Origin of the sequence: Variovorax sp. EBFNA2, assembly GCF_033802765.1 — a bacterium.
GTDB lineage: Bacteria > Pseudomonadota > Gammaproteobacteria > Burkholderiales > Burkholderiaceae_C > Variovorax > Variovorax paradoxus_H.
Window position 1 is genome coordinate 50,935 of record NZ_CP138496.1, and the last position, 15,869, is coordinate 66,803.

General features: G+C 67.6%; 19 protein-coding genes. 15 read left to right on the forward strand and 4 right to left on the reverse strand.

What is annotated here, in order from left to right:
- Positions 1-44 precede the first annotated feature (44 nt).
- A complete protein-coding gene (gene gstA / locus RZE79_RS00240; protein ID WP_319358381.1) occupies positions 45-653 on the reverse strand; it encodes a glutathione transferase GstA in 609 nt (202 codons plus the stop codon).
- Positions 654-842: 189 nt separating this feature from the next.
- Here gstA and RZE79_RS00245 point away from each other — a divergent pair, with 189 nt between their 5' ends.
- The 9 genes from RZE79_RS00245 to RZE79_RS00285 all read left to right on the forward strand — a co-directional run bounded on the left by RZE79_RS00245 (position 843) and on the right by RZE79_RS00285 (position 9,014).
- Positions 843-1,028 carry a DUF1328 family protein gene (locus RZE79_RS00245; RefSeq protein WP_056574793.1) on the forward strand — a complete coding sequence of 62 codons (186 nt, stop codon included), beginning with the start codon at positions 843-845 and terminating at the stop codon, positions 1,026-1,028.
- Positions 1,029-1,063: 35 nt separating this feature from the next.
- Positions 1,064-1,951, forward strand: coding sequence for a transglutaminase family protein (locus RZE79_RS00250; protein WP_319361347.1), 888 nt, complete (start codon positions 1,064-1,066; stop codon positions 1,949-1,951).
- Positions 1,952-2,127: 176 nt separating this feature from the next.
- On the forward strand, positions 2,128-4,113 hold the full coding sequence (gene mnmG / locus RZE79_RS00255; protein ID WP_319358384.1) for a tRNA uridine-5-carboxymethylaminomethyl(34) synthesis enzyme MnmG: 1,986 nt from the start codon (positions 2,128-2,130) through the stop codon (positions 4,111-4,113).
- The gene (gene rsmG / locus RZE79_RS00260) at positions 4,110-4,754 is read left to right on the forward strand and encodes a 16S rRNA (guanine(527)-N(7))-methyltransferase RsmG (protein ID WP_319358386.1); all 645 of its coding nucleotides are present in this window, start codon (positions 4,110-4,112) and stop codon (positions 4,752-4,754) included. Before mnmG ends, rsmG begins: the two co-directional genes overlap by 4 nt.
- 114 nt (positions 4,755-4,868) lie before the next feature.
- On the forward strand, positions 4,869-5,483 hold the full coding sequence (locus tag RZE79_RS00265) for a LysE family transporter (protein WP_153281341.1): 615 nt from the start codon (positions 4,869-4,871) through the stop codon (positions 5,481-5,483).
- A 29-nt stretch (positions 5,484-5,512) separates the two neighbouring features.
- Positions 5,513-6,436: a ParA family protein gene (locus RZE79_RS00270; protein ID WP_319358390.1), complete on the forward strand. Its 924-nt coding sequence runs from the start codon at positions 5,513-5,515 to the stop codon at positions 6,434-6,436.
- A gap of 48 nt (positions 6,437-6,484) precedes the next feature.
- On the forward strand, positions 6,485-7,030 hold the full coding sequence (locus RZE79_RS00275; protein ID WP_319358392.1) for an alpha/beta hydrolase: 546 nt from the start codon (positions 6,485-6,487) through the stop codon (positions 7,028-7,030).
- Positions 7,030-7,983 (forward strand): ParB/RepB/Spo0J family partition protein, encoded by a 954-nt coding sequence (locus RZE79_RS00280; protein ID WP_101490652.1) that lies wholly within the window; start codon positions 7,030-7,032, stop codon positions 7,981-7,983. The genes RZE79_RS00275 and RZE79_RS00280 overlap by 1 nt, the downstream gene beginning before the upstream one ends.
- A gap of 131 nt (positions 7,984-8,114) precedes the next feature.
- Positions 8,115-9,014 carry a CsgG/HfaB family protein gene (locus tag RZE79_RS00285; RefSeq protein WP_319358395.1) on the forward strand — a complete coding sequence of 300 codons (900 nt, stop codon included), beginning with the start codon at positions 8,115-8,117 and terminating at the stop codon, positions 9,012-9,014.
- Positions 9,015-9,099: 85 nt separating this feature from the next.
- Here RZE79_RS00285 and RZE79_RS00290 read toward each other — a convergent pair whose 3' ends face one another.
- Complete coding sequence (locus RZE79_RS00290) at positions 9,100-10,524, reverse strand: FAD-linked oxidase C-terminal domain-containing protein (RefSeq protein ID WP_319358397.1); 1,425 nt, start codon at positions 10,522-10,524, stop codon at positions 9,100-9,102.
- A 76-nt stretch (positions 10,525-10,600) separates the two neighbouring features.
- Here RZE79_RS00290 and RZE79_RS00295 point away from each other — a divergent pair, with 76 nt between their 5' ends.
- The 4 genes from RZE79_RS00295 to RZE79_RS00310 all read left to right on the forward strand — a co-directional run bounded on the left by RZE79_RS00295 (position 10,601) and on the right by RZE79_RS00310 (position 12,893).
- On the forward strand, positions 10,601-11,101 hold the full coding sequence (locus RZE79_RS00295; protein WP_319358399.1) for a DinB family protein: 501 nt from the start codon (positions 10,601-10,603) through the stop codon (positions 11,099-11,101).
- A gap of 16 nt (positions 11,102-11,117) precedes the next feature.
- Complete coding sequence (locus RZE79_RS00300; protein WP_319358401.1) at positions 11,118-11,717, forward strand: cob(I)yrinic acid a,c-diamide adenosyltransferase; 600 nt, start codon at positions 11,118-11,120, stop codon at positions 11,715-11,717.
- Entirely contained in the window at positions 11,714-12,067 is a 354-nt protein-coding gene (locus RZE79_RS00305) for a hypothetical protein (RefSeq protein WP_153281335.1), read from the forward strand. Before RZE79_RS00300 ends, RZE79_RS00305 begins: the two co-directional genes overlap by 4 nt.
- 301 nt (positions 12,068-12,368) lie before the next feature.
- Positions 12,369-12,893 carry a class IV adenylate cyclase gene (locus RZE79_RS00310; protein ID WP_319358403.1) on the forward strand — a complete coding sequence of 175 codons (525 nt, stop codon included), beginning with the start codon at positions 12,369-12,371 and terminating at the stop codon, positions 12,891-12,893.
- Here the strand turns inward: RZE79_RS00310 and RZE79_RS00315 are convergent.
- Positions 12,860-13,237, reverse strand: coding sequence for a MerR family transcriptional regulator (locus RZE79_RS00315; protein WP_319358404.1), 378 nt, complete (start codon positions 13,235-13,237; stop codon positions 12,860-12,862). The genes RZE79_RS00310 and RZE79_RS00315 overlap by 34 nt on opposite strands.
- A gap of 96 nt (positions 13,238-13,333) precedes the next feature.
- Between RZE79_RS00315 and RZE79_RS00320 the strand changes: the two genes are divergently transcribed.
- Positions 13,334-13,795 (forward strand): hypothetical protein, encoded by a 462-nt coding sequence (locus RZE79_RS00320; protein ID WP_319358406.1) that lies wholly within the window; start codon positions 13,334-13,336, stop codon positions 13,793-13,795.
- Here the strand turns inward: RZE79_RS00320 and RZE79_RS00325 are convergent.
- Positions 13,773-14,414, reverse strand: a complete 642-nt coding sequence (locus RZE79_RS00325) for a GDSL-type esterase/lipase family protein (RefSeq protein ID WP_319358408.1) — start codon at positions 14,412-14,414, stop codon at positions 13,773-13,775. The two genes, RZE79_RS00320 and RZE79_RS00325, sit on opposite strands and share 23 nt — an antisense overlap.
- 173 nt (positions 14,415-14,587) lie before the next feature.
- On the opposite strand from RZE79_RS00325, the gene RZE79_RS00330 reads away from it, so the two are divergent.
- Positions 14,588-15,772 (forward strand): ABC transporter substrate-binding protein, encoded by a 1,185-nt coding sequence (locus RZE79_RS00330; RefSeq protein WP_319358410.1) that lies wholly within the window; start codon positions 14,588-14,590, stop codon positions 15,770-15,772.
- Positions 15,773-15,869: the final 97 nt, after the last annotated feature.

The window sequence follows — 15,869 nt, forward strand, 5'->3', positions numbered from 1 at the left end:
GGCTGAATCGATCCGGGTTTTCCCCCGGATCGGTGGGCTTCGGCTTACTTCAGCAGGCCTTCGGCCTTCATTGCTTCCTGAACGGCGGGGCGGGCGGCCACGCGGGCGTGCCAGGCCAGCACGTTGGGGAAGCCCGAGATGTCCACGCCGGTGGGCTTGGTCCAGTTGGTGACGGTGAACAGGTAGCCGTCGGCCACGCTGAAGTGTTCGCCCATCAGGTACTGCTTGGCGGCGAGTTCGCTGTCTAGCCATTCGAAGCGGGCCTTGAGCTTGTCCTTGGAGATGGTCTTGGCTTCTTCGGGCATGGCCGGGTTGAACAGCGGGCTGAAGCCCTTGTGCATCTCGGTGCCGATGAAGGTCAGCCACTCCTGCAGGCGGTAGCGCGGCATCGTGCCGTTGGCGGGCGCGAGGTTCTTGGTGGGGGCGAGGTCGGCAATGTACTGGACGATGGCCGGGCCTTCGCGCAGGCGGGTGCCGTCGTCGAGCTCGAGCATCGGCACGTAGCCCAGCGGGTTGATGCCGTAGTAGTCGGTGCCGTCTTGCAGCTTGTGGCTCTTGGTGCTGGCCAGCACGGGTTCGAAGGCAATGCCGGCTTCGTGCAGCGCGATGTGGGGGGAGAGCGAGCAGGCGCCGGGCGAGTAGTACAGCTTCATTCGAAAAAACTCCAATGGATAGAAGGAAAAGATCTGTGCGACCGCAGGGGATGCTAGCGGGTTTGGCTGCGTCGCGTTTTTGTCCTACGGCGGCTCGCGCGCGCCGACTATCGGGCGGCCGGCCGGGGCTTTCTACAGTCCCGACACGGCGGCACAAGCCGCTGCAAGGCAACAAAGGAGTGGTTCACCATGCTCAAGTACGCGATCATTTTTGCGGTCATCTCGCTCGTGGCCGGCCTACTGGGCTTCGGCGGCATTGCGGCCGGTGCGGCGGGCATTGCCAAGCTGCTGTTCGGGCTGTTCCTCGTGCTGGCGGTGCTGTTCGTGGTGCTGGCCGCACTCGGCGTCGGCGCGGTGAAGAAAGCGATCGATTGACCGCGCTGCCGGCCGGCGCGCCCTTGGCCCGTGCCATGCACCTGTCGCACATCGACCTGCGCCTGGAGTACGAGGTCGACGCCCCGGCGCACCTGCGGCTGAACATCGAGGCCGCGCGCACGGGCGCGCAGACGGTGCTGGCCGAAACGCTGACCATCGAGCCGCCCGCGCGGTTGCGGATAGGCTGCGAGGCCGACAGCGGCAATCGCTACGTGCGCTTCGACGCCCAACCCGGCCCGCTGACCATCGCCTACCGCGCGACGGTGCGGCGCCCGGTGGTGCACGTGCCGGCCACCCTGCCCGAGGTGCCGGTCAGCCAACTGCCCGACGCCGTGCTGGGCGACCTGCTGCCCACGCGCTATTGCGAGTCCGACCTGCTGGCGCGTTGCGCGCAGCAGCTCTTCGGCGACCTGCCGCCGGGCATCGGCCGCGTGCAGGCGATTGCCGACTGGATCCACGAGAGCATCGTCTACGTGCCGGGCAGCAGCGACTCGACCACCACGGCGCGCGAGGTGTTCGTGCAGCGCGCCGGCGTGTGCCGCGACTTCGCGCACTTGGGCATCACCTTCTGCCGCGCGCTCAACATCCCGGCGCGGCTGGTGGTGGGCTATGTGTGGTTCGACGAGCCGCCGCAGGATTTCCACGCCGTGTTCGAGGCCTGGCTGGGCGGGCAGTGGGTGCTGTTCGATCCGACGCGCATGGCGCCCGTCGACCGGCTGGTGCGCGTGGGCACGGGGCGTGATGCGAAGGACGTGGCCTTCTCCACGATCTTCGGCGCCGTGCGCATGACCGACAAGAAGCTCACGATTCAGGAACTGCAGGACGAACGCGCGGTGCCGCCGCGCACGCCGGCCCCCAGCGGGGAGCTGCGAGGCATCGAGAAGCCCGATCCGGTGCCCAAGCCCGCGCAAGTGCCCGCCTGACGCGGGTTGTTTGCTATTAAATATATAGCAACTAGCACAATCCCGACGCGAGTTCAGGCCATTTTTGGCGTGGTCCCCTAGCTTGTCCACACCGGGGGCACGACAGGGCATCGCCGCTTAAAATTAGTGCCCTTTTTTGCGCCGCGCACGCGTCCAGTGGTGCGCTCCTTTTTCCAATGCTGTACCCCGAAGAATTCGATGTGATCGTCGTTGGCGGTGGCCATGCCGGCACCGAAGCCGCGCTCGCTTCCGCACGCATGGGCGCCAAGACGCTGCTGCTCTCCCACAACATCGAGACGCTGGGGCAGATGAGCTGCAACCCGTCGATCGGCGGCATCGGCAAGGGCCACCTCGTGAAAGAGGTCGACGCGCTCGGCGGCGCGATGGCCATTGCCACGGACGAGGCGGGCATCCAGTTCCGCATCCTCAATTCGAGCAAGGGCCCGGCGGTGCGCGCGACGCGTGCGCAGGCCGACCGCGTGCTGTACAAGGCCGCAATCCGCCACCGCCTGGAAAACCAGCCGAACCTCAGCCTGTTCCAGCAAGCCGTCGACGACCTGATGATCGAAGGCGATCGCGTGGTCGGCGCCGTCACGCAGGTGGGCATTTCTTTCCGCGCTCGCACCGTGGTGCTGACCGCAGGCACGTTCCTCGACGGCCGCATCCACGTCGGCCTCGACAACTACCAGGCCGGCCGCGCGGGCGACCCGCCGGCGATCAGCCTGTCGGCGCGCCTCAAGGAACTGAAGCTGCCGCAGGGCCGCTTGAAGACCGGCACGCCGCCGCGGCTCGATGGCCGCAGCATCGATTTCTCGAAGTGCGCCGAACAACCCGGCGACGGCATGCCCGGTGGAGCAGGGCCGATGCCGGTGTTCAGTTTCATGGGCAGGGCCGAGATGCACCCGCAGCAGATGCCGTGCTGGGTGACGCACACCAACCAGCGCACGCACGACATCATTCGCTCGGGCTTCGACCGCAGCCCGATGTTCACCGGCAAGATCGACGGCGTCGGTCCGCGCTACTGCCCGAGCGTCGAAGACAAGATCAACCGCTTCGCCGACAAGGACAGCCACCAGATCTTTCTCGAGCCCGAAGGCCTGACGACCCACGAGTACTACCCGAACGGCATTTCGACCAGCCTGCCGTTCGACATCCAGTACCAGCTGGTGCGCTCGATGGTGGGCCTGGAAAACGCCCACATCCTGCGCCCGGGCTACGCCATCGAGTACGACTACTTCGATCCGCGCGAGCTCAAGAGCAGCTTCGAGACGCGTGCGATCCGCGGCCTGTTCTTTGCCGGACAGATCAACGGCACCACCGGCTACGAAGAGGCGGCGGCCCAGGGCCTGTTCGCCGGCATCAATGCTGCGCTGCAATGCCGGGGCGAAGACGCTTGGCTGCCGCGCCGCGACGAGGCCTACCTGGGTGTGCTGGTCGACGACCTGATCACCAAGGGCGTGACCGAGCCGTACCGCATGTTCACCAGCCGTGCCGAGTTCCGGCTGCAGCTGCGCGAGGACAACGCCGACATGCGCCTGACCGAAGCAGGGCGCAAGCTGGGCCTCGTGGACGACGCGCGCTGGGACGCTTTCAGCCGAAAGCGCGACGTTGTTTCACGTGAAACAGAGCGGCTCAAGTCGATCTGGGTGAACCCGCGCAACCTGCCGGCGGCCGAGTCGGCGCGGGTGCTGGGCAAGGCCATCGAGCACGAATACAACCTGGCCGACCTGCTGCGCCGGCCCGATGTGAACTACGCAACCCTGATGTCGCTGGACGGCGGCAAGTACGCTGCGAGCACGGCCTTGGGCGAAACCGAGATCGAGCAGATCGAAATCTCAGCCAAGTACTCCGGCTACATCGAGCGCCAGCACGACGAAGTAGAGCGCGCCGCCCACTTCGAGAACCTGAAGCTGCCGGACGACTTCGACTACGGCCAGGTCAAGGCCCTGAGCTTCGAGGTGCGCCAGAAGCTGGACAAGCACCGGCCGGAAACGCTGGGGCTGGCGTCACGCATCTCGGGCGTCACGCCCGCCGCGATCTCGCTGCTGATGATTCACCTGCGCAAGGGAGGGCACAAGGCATTCGCCCGCGACGCCGCCGCCGATACCGATACCGCCACCACCACCGAAGCTGCTGCCGCCGAGCCGCACACCGCCCCATGAGCGCGACGCCCCTCGACACGCTGCGCGCAGGCGCAGCCGCCCTGGGCGTGACCCTGTCCGACGCGCAGGGCGAACAGCTGCTGGCCTACGGCACGCTGATGCTCAAGTGGAACAAGGTCTACAACCTGACGGCCGTGCGCGACCCGGCCGGCGTCATGACGCACCACCTGCTCGACAGCCTCGCGGCCATCGCACCGCTGCAGCGCGAGTGGGCAGGGAAGGGCAAGTTGCTCGACGTCGGTTCGGGCGGCGGTCTGCCCGGCGTGGTGATCGCCATCATGCGGCCCGACATCGAGGTCAGCTGCCTCGACGCCGTCGCCAAGAAGGCGGCCTTCGTGCAACAGGTGGCGGCCGAACTGGAGTTGCCGAACCTGCGCGGCCTGCACGCGCGGGTCGAATCGCTGGCCGGCAGCTACGAGGTGATCAGCTCGCGCGCCTTCGCATCGCTGCCCGACTTCTTCAATGGCTCGGTGCATCTGCTGGCGCCGGGCGGTGTCTGGCTGGCCATGAAGGGCAAGCTGCCGACCGACGAACTGGCCGCTTTGCCGGCAGGCGTCGCAGTGTTTCACGTGGAACAACTGACGGTGCCGGGCCTGGATGCCGAGCGCTGCATCGTCTGGGCGCGCAAAGAGGCCGCCTGATTTCGTAAAAGATGCGACGGCGCCGGCAAAAGCCGGTGTCGGAGCAATCTTCCCAGCGCCGGCCTGCCTTAGACTCGAAGCCTCCCCCTGGCTCTCTTTTTCGAGGCAAATCCCATGTTCGGCATCGCTGACTACGGCGCATTCGTCGCCGCCATCGTCGTGTTCCTTCTGATTCCCGGCCCGGGCAATCTGGCGCTGATCACTTCGACCAGCAAAGGCGGCATTCGTGGCGGCCTGGCAGCGACCTTTGGCGTGATCCTGGGAGACCAGGTCTTGATGTGGGCGGCAGTGGCGGGCGTGTCTGCCGTGCTGGCTGCCTACCCGGCCGCCTTCAAGGCCGTGCAGTGGCTGGGCGCCGCCTACCTGGCGTGGCTCGGCCTCAAGATGCTGCTGGCCAAGCCCGGTGCGGCGCCGATCTTGAACATCCGCCCGAGCCATTTCCTGCGCCAGGCGCTGACGATCACCTTGCTGAACCCCAAGGCGATCGTGTTCTACATGGCCTTCTTCCCGCTGTTCGTCGATCCGGCGCGCCACCAGGGCCTCATCACTTTCGGCGCCATGGCCGTGACCATCGCCGTGCTGACCTTCCTGTACGGCCTGACCTCGACGCTGCTCACGCACTTCCTGGCCGAGCGCATCCGCGCCAATCCCCGCATCTCGGCCACGCTCGAAAAGCTGGCTGGCACGTTCTTGATCGCCTTCGGCATCAAGCTCGCGATCTCCCGCTGACCGACCCCGACGACCTGCACTGACGACACATGGCCAAGATTTTCTGCATCGCCAACCAGAAGGGCGGCGTCGGCAAGACCACCACCACTGTCAATCTCGCCGCCGGCCTGGCCAAGGTAGGCCAGCGCGTGCTGATGATCGACCTCGATCCCCAGGGCAACGCGACCATGGGCTCGGGCATCGACAAGCGCCAGCTGGAGCTCACGGTGTACGACGTGCTGCTCGAATCGGCCTCCGTGGCCGAGGCGCGGGTGAAGTCCGACAAGCTCATCGAGGCTGAGGCCAGCTACGACGTGCTGGGCGCCAACCGTGAGCTGGCCGGCGCCGAAGTCGAAATGGTGGCGCTCGACCGCCGCGAAAAGCGCCTGCGCACCGCGCTGGCCGCCGTCGGCGCCGAGTACGACTTCGTGCTGATCGACTGCCCGCCGAGCCTGAGCCTGCTGACGCTCAACGGCCTGTGCGCGGCCCACGGCGTGATCGTGCCGATGCAGTGCGAGTACTTCGCGCTCGAAGGGCTGACCGACCTGGTCAACACCATCAAGCAGGTGCACGCCAACCTCAACAAGAACCTGCAGATCATCGGCCTGCTGCGCGTGATGTTCGATCCGCGCATCACGCTGCAGCAACAGGTGAGCGAGCAGCTCAAGTCCCACTTCGGCGACAAGGTGTTCGACACCGTCATTCCGCGCAATGTGCGCCTGGCCGAAGCGCCGAGCTACGGCCTGCCGGGCGTGGTGTTCGATCCGTCTGCCCGCGGTAGCCAGGCCTTCATCGCCTTCGCGGAAGAGCTGGTCGCCAAGATGCCGCCCGCGAGCGCCTTCGCCTCGGGCGCGGTGGCACCGCCGGTCACTCCTGCACCGCGCGTGGTGCCCGACCTGCCGATTCCCGACGACGTGCTGGCCGCTGCGCCTTCTGCTTCTTCCGTCGCCGATACCGACCAAAACTCCGTCTGATGCTCGCCCGACGGGCGGCAGGCGCTATCAAGTTCGTAGCAATCAGCCATGAGTGAACCCCGCATCCTGCTGCTGCCCGGATGGCAGAACAGCGGCCCCGGCCATTGGCAGACCCGCTGGGAGTCGCTCTACGGCGACCGCCGCGTCGACCAGCACGAATGGATGCGACCGCTGCGCGGCGACTGGTCGATCCGCCTCGAAGAAGAAGTGCTCGCCGCACCAGGCCCCGTGGTGCTGGCTGCGCACAGCCTCGGCTGCATCCTCACCGCCGCCTGGGCCGCTCACTCGCGCAACACGCACAAGGTGCGCGGCGCGCTGCTGGTGGCGCCCGGCGACTTGGAGCGCGACGACCTGCGCCAACTGATTCCCGGCTGGGCACCCATCGTGCGCCAGCCGCTGCCGTTTCCGGCCGTGCTGATCGCCGCCAATGACGACCCGTACTGCGACGCCTCGCGCTCGAAGCAGCTGGCCAGCGACTGGGGCGCACGCTTCGTCGACGCCGGCAAGGGCGGCCACCTGAACGCCGAATCCGGCCTGGGCGACTGGCCCGAAGGCCGGCAACTCCTGAACGACCTCTCGAAAGACACGCACTGATGGCGACCAAGAAACCCAAGGGCCTGGGCCGCGGCCTCGAAGCGCTGCTCGGCCCGACGGCCGCACCCTCCGCCGACCATGGCGGCCCGCTCGGCGGCACCTCGGCAGAAGAGGGCGGCGCACCGCAGAACCCCAACACCCTGAAGCTCGACCAGATGGTCGCCGGCGTCTACCAGCCGCGCACCCGCATGGACGAGGGCGCGCTTTACGAGCTGGCCGAGAGCATCAAGGTGCAGGGCATCATGCAGCCGATCCTGGTGCGCCGGCTCGATGCCGAATCGGCCGCGGCCAAGAACGCCGAGTACGAAATCATCGCGGGCGAGCGGCGCTTCCGTGCCGCCCGGCTCGCGGGCTTGGACACCGTGCCGGTGCTGGTGCGCGACGTGCCCAACGAGGCCGCGGCGGCCATGTCGCTCATCGAGAACATCCAGCGCGAAGACCTCAATCCGCTGGAAGAAGCCCAAGGCCTGCAACGCCTCGTCACAGAGTTTGGGCTCACTCACGAGATGGCGGCCCAAGCCGTCGGCCGTTCGCGCAGTGCCGCCAGCAACCTGCTGCGCCTGCTGAACCTCGCCGAGCCCGCCCAGCTCATGCTGATGGCCGGCGACATCGACATGGGCCACGCCCGCGCGCTGCTGTCGCTCGACCGCGGCACGCAGATCACCGCCGCCAACCAGATCGCCGCCAAGAAGATGTCGGTGCGCGAGGCCGAGGCGCTGGTGAAGAAGCTCGCGGCCGAGTTCACGCTCACGCCCTCGCGGCGCGGCAATGCCGGCGAGAAATCGCGCGACCTGCAGCGCGTCGAAGAAGAACTCGCCGACCTGCTCACGGCCGAGGTCGAGGTGCGCATCAAGAAGCGCACGAAGCGCGGCGAAAGCGGCGAGCTGGCGATCCACTTCGGCTCCATCGAAGCACTCAACGGACTCATCGAGCGCATCCGTCGAACGGCCTAGTTCGGCCTGCGTTGCGAACGCGGACCCCTGCGTTCGTTTGATTGATTCCTGCAATCCTTTGCGCGTATCCTCGATCGCGGTTTTTCTTTCAGCGTTGCAAGACCATCACCATCGAACCGAGGGAGTCCACCATGCCGTTCTTCGTCACCAAGTTCCCGTTTGCCGCGGTCGCCGTGGGCGCGCTGCTGCTCACCGGCTGCGCCACCACCGACATGCAGATGGGCAGCCAGTCCGCCAAGACCACGGCCACGGGCAGCGCCGCCGGCGGTGCCACGGCGGGCGCGAGCAGCCAGCTTGAGCGCTGCGAATCGCCACTGGGCACCGTGTCGCTCATCGAGAACGTCAACGCCGGCTGGTACACCATCCTCACGGGCGAGTACCGTCTGCCGCCTACTGCAAATCTGTTGCGTTTGCTGGTGCAGCAGTCGAATTGCTTCATCGTGGTCGAGCGCGGCGCGGCCGGCATGAACGCGATGACGCGTGAACGCGCACTGCAGCAGTCGGGCGAAATGCGCGGCGGCAGCAACTTCGGCCGCGGCCAGATGGTCGCCTCCGACTACGGCCTGTCGCCCGAGATCGTGTTCAGCAACAGCGATGCCGGCGGCATTGGCGGCGCGCTCGGCGGTCTCGTGGGTGGCGGCCGCGGCCGCGCCATCGCAGCCATCGGCGGCAGCATGCAGACCAAGGAAGCCAGCGCGCTGCTGACGCTCATCGACAACCGCTCCGGCGTGCAGGTCGCGGCTTCGGAAGGCAGCGCCTCCAAGACCGATTTCGGCGCCTTCGGTGGCCTGGCCGGTCGCAGCGGCGCTGGTGGCCTCGGCGGCTACACGAACACCGCGCAGGGCAAGGTGATTGCCGCGGCCTTCATGGACGCCTTCAACCAGATGGTCCGCTCGCTGCGCAACTACAAGGCGCAGACGGTGCGCGGGCAGGGCCTCGGCGGCGGTGGTCGCTTGGGCGTAGACGGCGGTGCTGCACCGTCGCAGACCTACGTGCCGCCGGAGCCGGCACCGGCGCGTCGCCGGAGGTAAGAAGAAAACCGCGGGCCGTCGGGCCCACGAAAAAGCCCGGCGCTCTTGCGAGCCGCCGGGCTTTTTTACGCGTGAGCGAGAACGGTCAGAGGCTGAAGATCTTGCCGGGGTTCATGATGTTCTTCGGGTCGAGCGCGCGCTTGATCGTGCGCATCATGTCGATCGCGCCCACACCCGCTTCGGTCACCAGGAAGTCCATCTTGTGCAGGCCCACGCCGTGCTCACCCGTGCAGGTGCCTTCGAGCGCCAGCGCGCGAGTCACCAACTTGTGATTGAGCTCCTCGGCCTTCACGCGCTCTTCGGGGATGTTCGGGTCGAGCAGGTAGCCGAAGTGGAAGTTGCCGTCGCCCACGTGGCCGACGAGGAAGTAGGGGATGCCGCTCGCATCGGCTTCGGCCACCGAGTCGAGCAGGCAGTCGGCCAGGCGCGAGATCGGCACGCAGGTGTCGGTGGAGATCACGCGGCAGCCGGGGCGCGACTGCACGGCCGCAAAGTAGCTGTTGTGCCGCGCGGTCCACAGGCGCGTGCGTTCTTCCGGCGTGCTGGCCCATTCGAAGGCATTGCCGCCGTGGCCGCTCGCGAGCTCCTGCACCGTCTCGGCCTGCTCCTTCACGCCGGCCGGCGAGCCGTGGAATTCCATCAGCAGCATCGGCTCTTCGCGCAGGCCCAGCTTGGCGTAGGCGTTCACCATGCGCACCGTGTTCACGTCGATGAGCTCCACGCGCGCGATCGGCACACCGAGCTGGATGGTCTCGATGGTGGTGCGCACCGCGGCCTCGATGCTCGGGAACGAGCAGATGGCGGCCGACACGGCTTCGGGCAGCGGGTAGATGCGCAGCGTGACCTCGGTGATCACGCCCAGCGTGCCTTCGCTGCCCACCATGAGGCGCGTGAGGTCATAACCGGCCGACGACTTCTTCGCGCGCGTGCCCGTGCGAATGATTTCACCCGCGGCCGTCACCACTTGAAGCGCCAGCACGTTCTCGCGCATCGTGCCGTAGCGCACCGCGTTCGTGCCGCTCGCGCGCGTGGCCGTCATGCCGCCGATGGAGGCGTCGGCGCCCGGGTCGATGGGGAAGAACAGGCCCGTGCTCTTGATCTCTTCGTTGAGCTGCTTGCGCGTGACGCCCGGCTGCACCGTCACCGTGAGGTCGTCGGCGTTGATCGACAGCACCCGGTTCATGCGCGACACGTCGATGCTGATGCCGCCTTGCACCGCGAGCAGATGGCCTTCGAGCGAAGAGCCCACGCCGAAGGGAATGACCGGCACGCTGTGCTCGCTCGCGAGCTTCACGGCATCGGCAACATCCTGCGTGCTTTCGGCGAACACCACGGCCGAGGGCGGCGGCGCGTCGAACGACGACTCGTCGCGGCCATGCTGCGTGCGCACCGCCATCGCCGTGGAACAGTTGTCGCCAAAGCGCGCCTTCAGCCCGTCGATCAGGGCTGCGGGCACATCGCGCAGATGGAGCGCCGGCATCAGGTGCGAGGTGGAAGTCGGGGCGTTCATCGGGCGTCTCCTGGAGGGGCTGAGGGGGATCGGTCATTTTACGGAGCGCGCACCATAATGCGCTTCAGTAGAAGACATGAACCCCACGACCCTTGCAGCCCTTGCGGCCTTTCCCTTGCAGCTCGAAGCCCACTACGCGGCCATTCCCCAGGCCTTCCGGCACTGGGCGCCGCCTTCGTGGGAGGGTGTGCCCAGCGAGGCCTTCACCGCCATCGAGCAGCTGTGCCATGTGCGCGACATCGAGATCGAGGGCTACCACGTGCGCTTTCGCCGCACGCTCGCCGAAGCCCATCCGACGCTCGCATCGATCGACAGCGAGCCGCTCGCCATCGAACGCAATTACGGCGCAGCCGACGCGGCAACCGTGCTCGCCGAGTTCCGCCTGGCGCGCGTGCAGACGATGGAAATCGTCTCGCAGTTGAGCGACGCGCAGCTTGCGCGCACCGCCGTGTTCGAGGGCTACGGCCCGCTCACGATGCGCAGCCTCATCCATTACCTGTGCAGCCACGACCAGCAGCATCTGGCCGGACTGCAATGGCTGGCAGGCAAGATCGACGCCGCCAGTCTCACGACCTGAACCGAGAGGAGCGCCTATGGGCAACCGACTTTCCCAGATCGCCACCCGCACCGGCGACGACGGCACCACCGGCCTCGGCGACAACACCCGCGTGCCCAAGGACCACCTGCGCGTGCACGCGATGGGCGACGTGGACGAACTCAACTCGCACATCGGCGTGCTGCTGTGCGAGCCGCTGCCAGAGTCCGTGCGCGAGCTGCTGGTCGATGTGCAGCACCAGCTCTTCAACCTCGGCGGCGAACTCTCGATGCCCGGTTTCACGTTGCTCAAGCCCGAGGCGCTGCTGCAGATCGACAACGCACTGGCCGACCACAACGCGGCCTTGCCGCGCCTGGCCGAATTCATCCTGCCCGCCGGCACGCGCGCCGCATCGCTCGCGCACGTGTGCCGCACCGTGGCGCGGCGTGCCGAGCGCGCGGTGGTGTCGCTCGGCGCCAGCACCGCACTCAACGACGCGCCGCGCCAGTACCTCAACCGGCTCAGCGATCTGCTCTTCGTGCTCGCACGCGTGCTCAACCGCATGAACGGCGGCGACGACGTGTACTGGAAGAGCGAGCGCATGGCCCGCGTGGCCGCCGCCGAATCCGAAGACCACTCCCAGGGGACGACGCCATGAAAACCTTCCACATCACCGCATCGCTCGCCGCCATCGCGGCTGCGCTCTGGCTGCCCGTCACCGCGCAGGCGCAGAGCGCCGACAACCCGCCGCAGGCCGAACGCGCCCACACCATTCCCTCGCCGTCGCGCAACGGCAAGGTGGTGGGCAGCGTGCAGCGCGGCACCAACGCCGCCGGCCGCGGCGTCAACCGCGCCGATGCGGCCACGCGGCGCGGCGTGAGCAACGTGTCGGAAAAAGCCAGCCGTCCCGTGCGCAACGTGGGCGAGTCTTTTGGTCGCAAGCTGGCGCCCGGCTCGAGTGGGCGTGCGGCGCCGCCGCCTGTGGGGCCGCAGGGCAACGCGCCCTGAGTCTTGGCTGCTGTTTGTTCAGGGCGACGCTCCCGCCGACGGGGAGCCTTGCTCCGCGAATGTCCTCCGCCCTTCGGGCTCCCCCTTGATTTCGCTGCGCAAGGCACCCCATCGACGTGAGCGTCTTCAGTGCGGTCGTTGATCGGGCCAGCACAACGAGAGCGCCCTGCGTGCGCAGGACACTGGGTGCTTCCCGCAGCGAAATCAAGGAGGAGGGCGAAGCCCGGGGGACATTCGCGGAGGGAAGTACCCGGTGGCCTGTGCACGCGCCCTGAACACAGCCTCAACAAAACGAGAAGACATGGCAAGAAACGTAGAGATCAAAGCCCGCATCGACAGCGTAGACCGCATCGCAGCCATCGCCGCAACGCTCGCCGACCAAGGCCCCACCGAAATCGCACAAGACGACACCTTCTTCCGCTGCGAGCAAAGCGCCGACCGCCTCAAGCTGCGCACCTTCGCCCCCGACCGCGGCGAGCTCATCTTCTACCGCCGCGCCGACAGCAGCGGCCCGAAGGAATCGTTCTACCTGATCACGCCGACCGCCACGCCCCACGCGCTGCGCGAATCGCTCACGCTCGCCTGGGGCCAGGCCGGCCGTGTGCGCAAGCAGCGCCGCCTGTTCCTCGTGGGCCGCACGCGCGTGCACCTCGACCGTGTCGAAGGGCTCGGTGAATTCCTCGAACTCGAAGTGGTGCTGCAAGAGGGCGAGCCCGCCGAGGCCGGCGTGGCCGAAGCCCATGCGCTCATGGCCCGGCTCGGCGTGGCCGCGGGCCAGCTGGTGCAGGGCGCTTACGTCGACCTGTTGCGCGCGCAGGCCGCCTGAGCGATCGGGCAGCCGGCGAGCACGCGCGCCAGCAGGTCTTGCCGCAGCGCGTTCAGCTCGGCGATCTTCTGGTCGATGACCGCGACCTTGTCGGCCAGCAGCGCCGCGATTGCATCGTCGGGCGCGGCCGACTCCCACACTGCGGGCAGGTTGTCGCCGATCTCGTGCAGGCTGAAGCCGAGCTTCTGCGCGGTGCGGATGTAGCCCACCATCTGCACGGTTTCCTTCGCATAGACCCGGTAGCCGTTGCTGCCGCGCTCCGCACGGATCAGGCCGCGCTCTTCGTAGAAACGCAGCGTGTCGCGGCTCAAGCCCGTCGCCGAAGCCAGCTGGCCGATCTGCATGGTCGTGGTTCCTTCGCCGAAGAATGTGCTTGACCCTGGAGCGTACCCGAGGCTTTAGCTTCCGGGGCTTCTTCACTCCCTGCAGGGCTCTTCTTCATGATCGCGCTTCCCACCTACCAACGCATCGTCCGCGCCAGCGCCTGGTACGACCTCGTGGTGACCATCGGCTTCGCCACGCCGTGGACCTTCGCCGCAGTGCACGCCCTGCTGCTGTGGACCATCCAGACGCTGCAGCTGCCCGGTAGCTTTCCGGCCTTCGACCCGGTCCACATGCTGATGGCCAACCTGCTCGGCTCGGTGGTCACCGTCTGGGCCGTGCTGCGCATCCGCGATCCGCGCCTGCGCTATGGACGTTACGACGCCGTGGCGCGCTTCCTGTTCGCGACCTGGCAGGTCTACGCCGTGACGCAGGGCGCGAGCCTGATCATCCTCGGCTTCACCGCGATGGAGCTGCTGTTCGGCGTGCTGGAGAGCCTGCCGGTGCGCGGTGCCGCAGCACGCGCTCCCATGCGCTCCGACGACCGCGCAACAAGCCTCAGCGCCAGCCCGCAGCCTTGAGCTGCTCGGCGAGCTGCTCCGCCACCTTGGCGTAGCCCTTCGCGTTCGCATGGATGCGGTCCGAGCGCAGGGCCGCATCCGACAGCACGCCCGAATACACACCCGCGACCAGCAGCGCCTGTCCCGACTTCGCGACCTCTTCGTAGAACGGCGCGTCGCTGAGCGAGCCGACCACCGCGCGCATCGCATCGGGCGCGGGCGTGGCCAGCACCGCCACGTGCGGCGTGTGCGCGCGCGCCTGCTCGATGAGCGCGGCGAGGTTCTCGCGCGTGCTGGCGGGCGACACGCCGCGCAGCATGTCGTTGCCGCCGATGCCGATCAGGATCGCGTCGTAGCTGCCGGCGGACAGCAGCGCAGGCAGGCGCTCCAGCGCACCCGCCGACGTGTCGCCGTTGACGCCCGCGTTCTCGACCTGCCAACCCGTGAGCTCGCCCAGCTTCGCGGGCCACGCCGTCTCGGGCGATGCGCCGTAGCCGAAGGTCAGGCTGTCGCCCAGCGCCAGCACGCGGGCATCGGGCTTCAACGCATTGGCTGAGGCCTTTCGTTTGCCGCACGCGGTGAGCAGCAGGGCGGTGGCCGGCACGCCGGCGAGCATGTGGAGGAGGTGGCGTCGCTTCATGTGGCGCGCAGCTTAAACGAGGCCGCGCATCGCTTGGCGCTTGTCCCTTCGCTTGCTCGGAAAGCGCATAAGCCTCTCCGTTTTTGTTCGTTCCCGGCACGGGGACAGCGGCGAAGAATCGCGGCCTTCACGCTGATGCGCTCATCCCTTCACTGCCACCGAGGTCCGACCCCATGCCGCCGCTGTTCACCCGCCATCGTTTCCTGCGCCATGCGGTCGCACTGTCCGCCGCCTTGCTGGCCGCGCCGCTCGCGGCCTGGGCCGCAACCGCCAGCGGCGAGCCCGTGTGGTTCGGTGTGAGCGGCCCGCTCACCGGACAGAACGCGCAGTACGGCGCGCAGTGGAAGGCCGGCTTCGACCTCGCGATCGATCACATCAATGCGCAGGGCGGCATCCACGGCCGGCCGCTGGCCTACAACTTCGAGGACAGCCAGAGCGACCCGCGCCAGTCCGTTGCCATTGCGCAAAAACTCGTGAACGACAAGCACGTGCTCATCGAGCTCGGCGACTTCTCCAGCCCCGCTTCGATGGCCGCCTCGCCCATCTACCAGCGCGCGGGCCTTGTGCAGCTGGGCTTCACCAACTCGCACCCCGACTTCACCAAGGGCGGCGACTACATCTGGAGCCCGTCGATCAGCCAGGCCGACGCGCAGCCGTTGCTGGCCGACCTCGCCGTGAAGACGCTGGGCTTCAAACGCATCGCCGTGCTCTTCCTGAACACCGACTGGGGCCGCACCAGCAAGGACGTGCTCGTGAAGGCCGCACAGGAACGCGGCGCGCAGCTCGCCATTGCCGAGGGCTACCAGCCCGACGAGAAAGACTTCCGCTCGACCCTCGTGCGCGTGCGCGACGCCAACCCCGACGGGCTGGTGCTCATCTCGTACTACCCCGACGGCGCGCTCATCGCCGGCCAGGTGCGCAGCGTGGGCCTGAAGCAGCCGATCGCGGCCGTGGGCTCGGTCTACTCGCCCAAGTTCATCGAGCTCGGCGGTGCGGCGGTGAACGGCATCCACACCAACACCGCCTTCTATCCCGACGAGCCGCGTGCCGAAGTGCAGGCGTTCGTGAAGAGCTTCCGCGTGAAGTACAGCAAGGAGCCCGACGCCTTCAACGCCTATGCCTACGACGCCGTGGTGTACGCCGCCGCCGCGCTGCGCCAGGCTGGCCCGAAGGCCGATCGCAAGGCCGTGCGCGACGCGTTCTACAAGATCAAGGACGTGCCCAGCGTCATCTTCGGCAAGGCCACCTTCGATGCACAGACGCGCCGCGTGATCGGCGTGAAGAGCGTCAACCTCGTGGTGAAGGACGGCAAGTGGGCGCAGATCGACGAGAAGGCGGCTGTGGCCTCTTCGAAATGAACGGGTCTTTGAATTGTTCCCTCTCCCGCTTGCGGGAGAGGGCTAGGGTGAGGGCTGGGGCCTTCGACAAGCAACAGGCCTTCGCAACGGCCGCCGC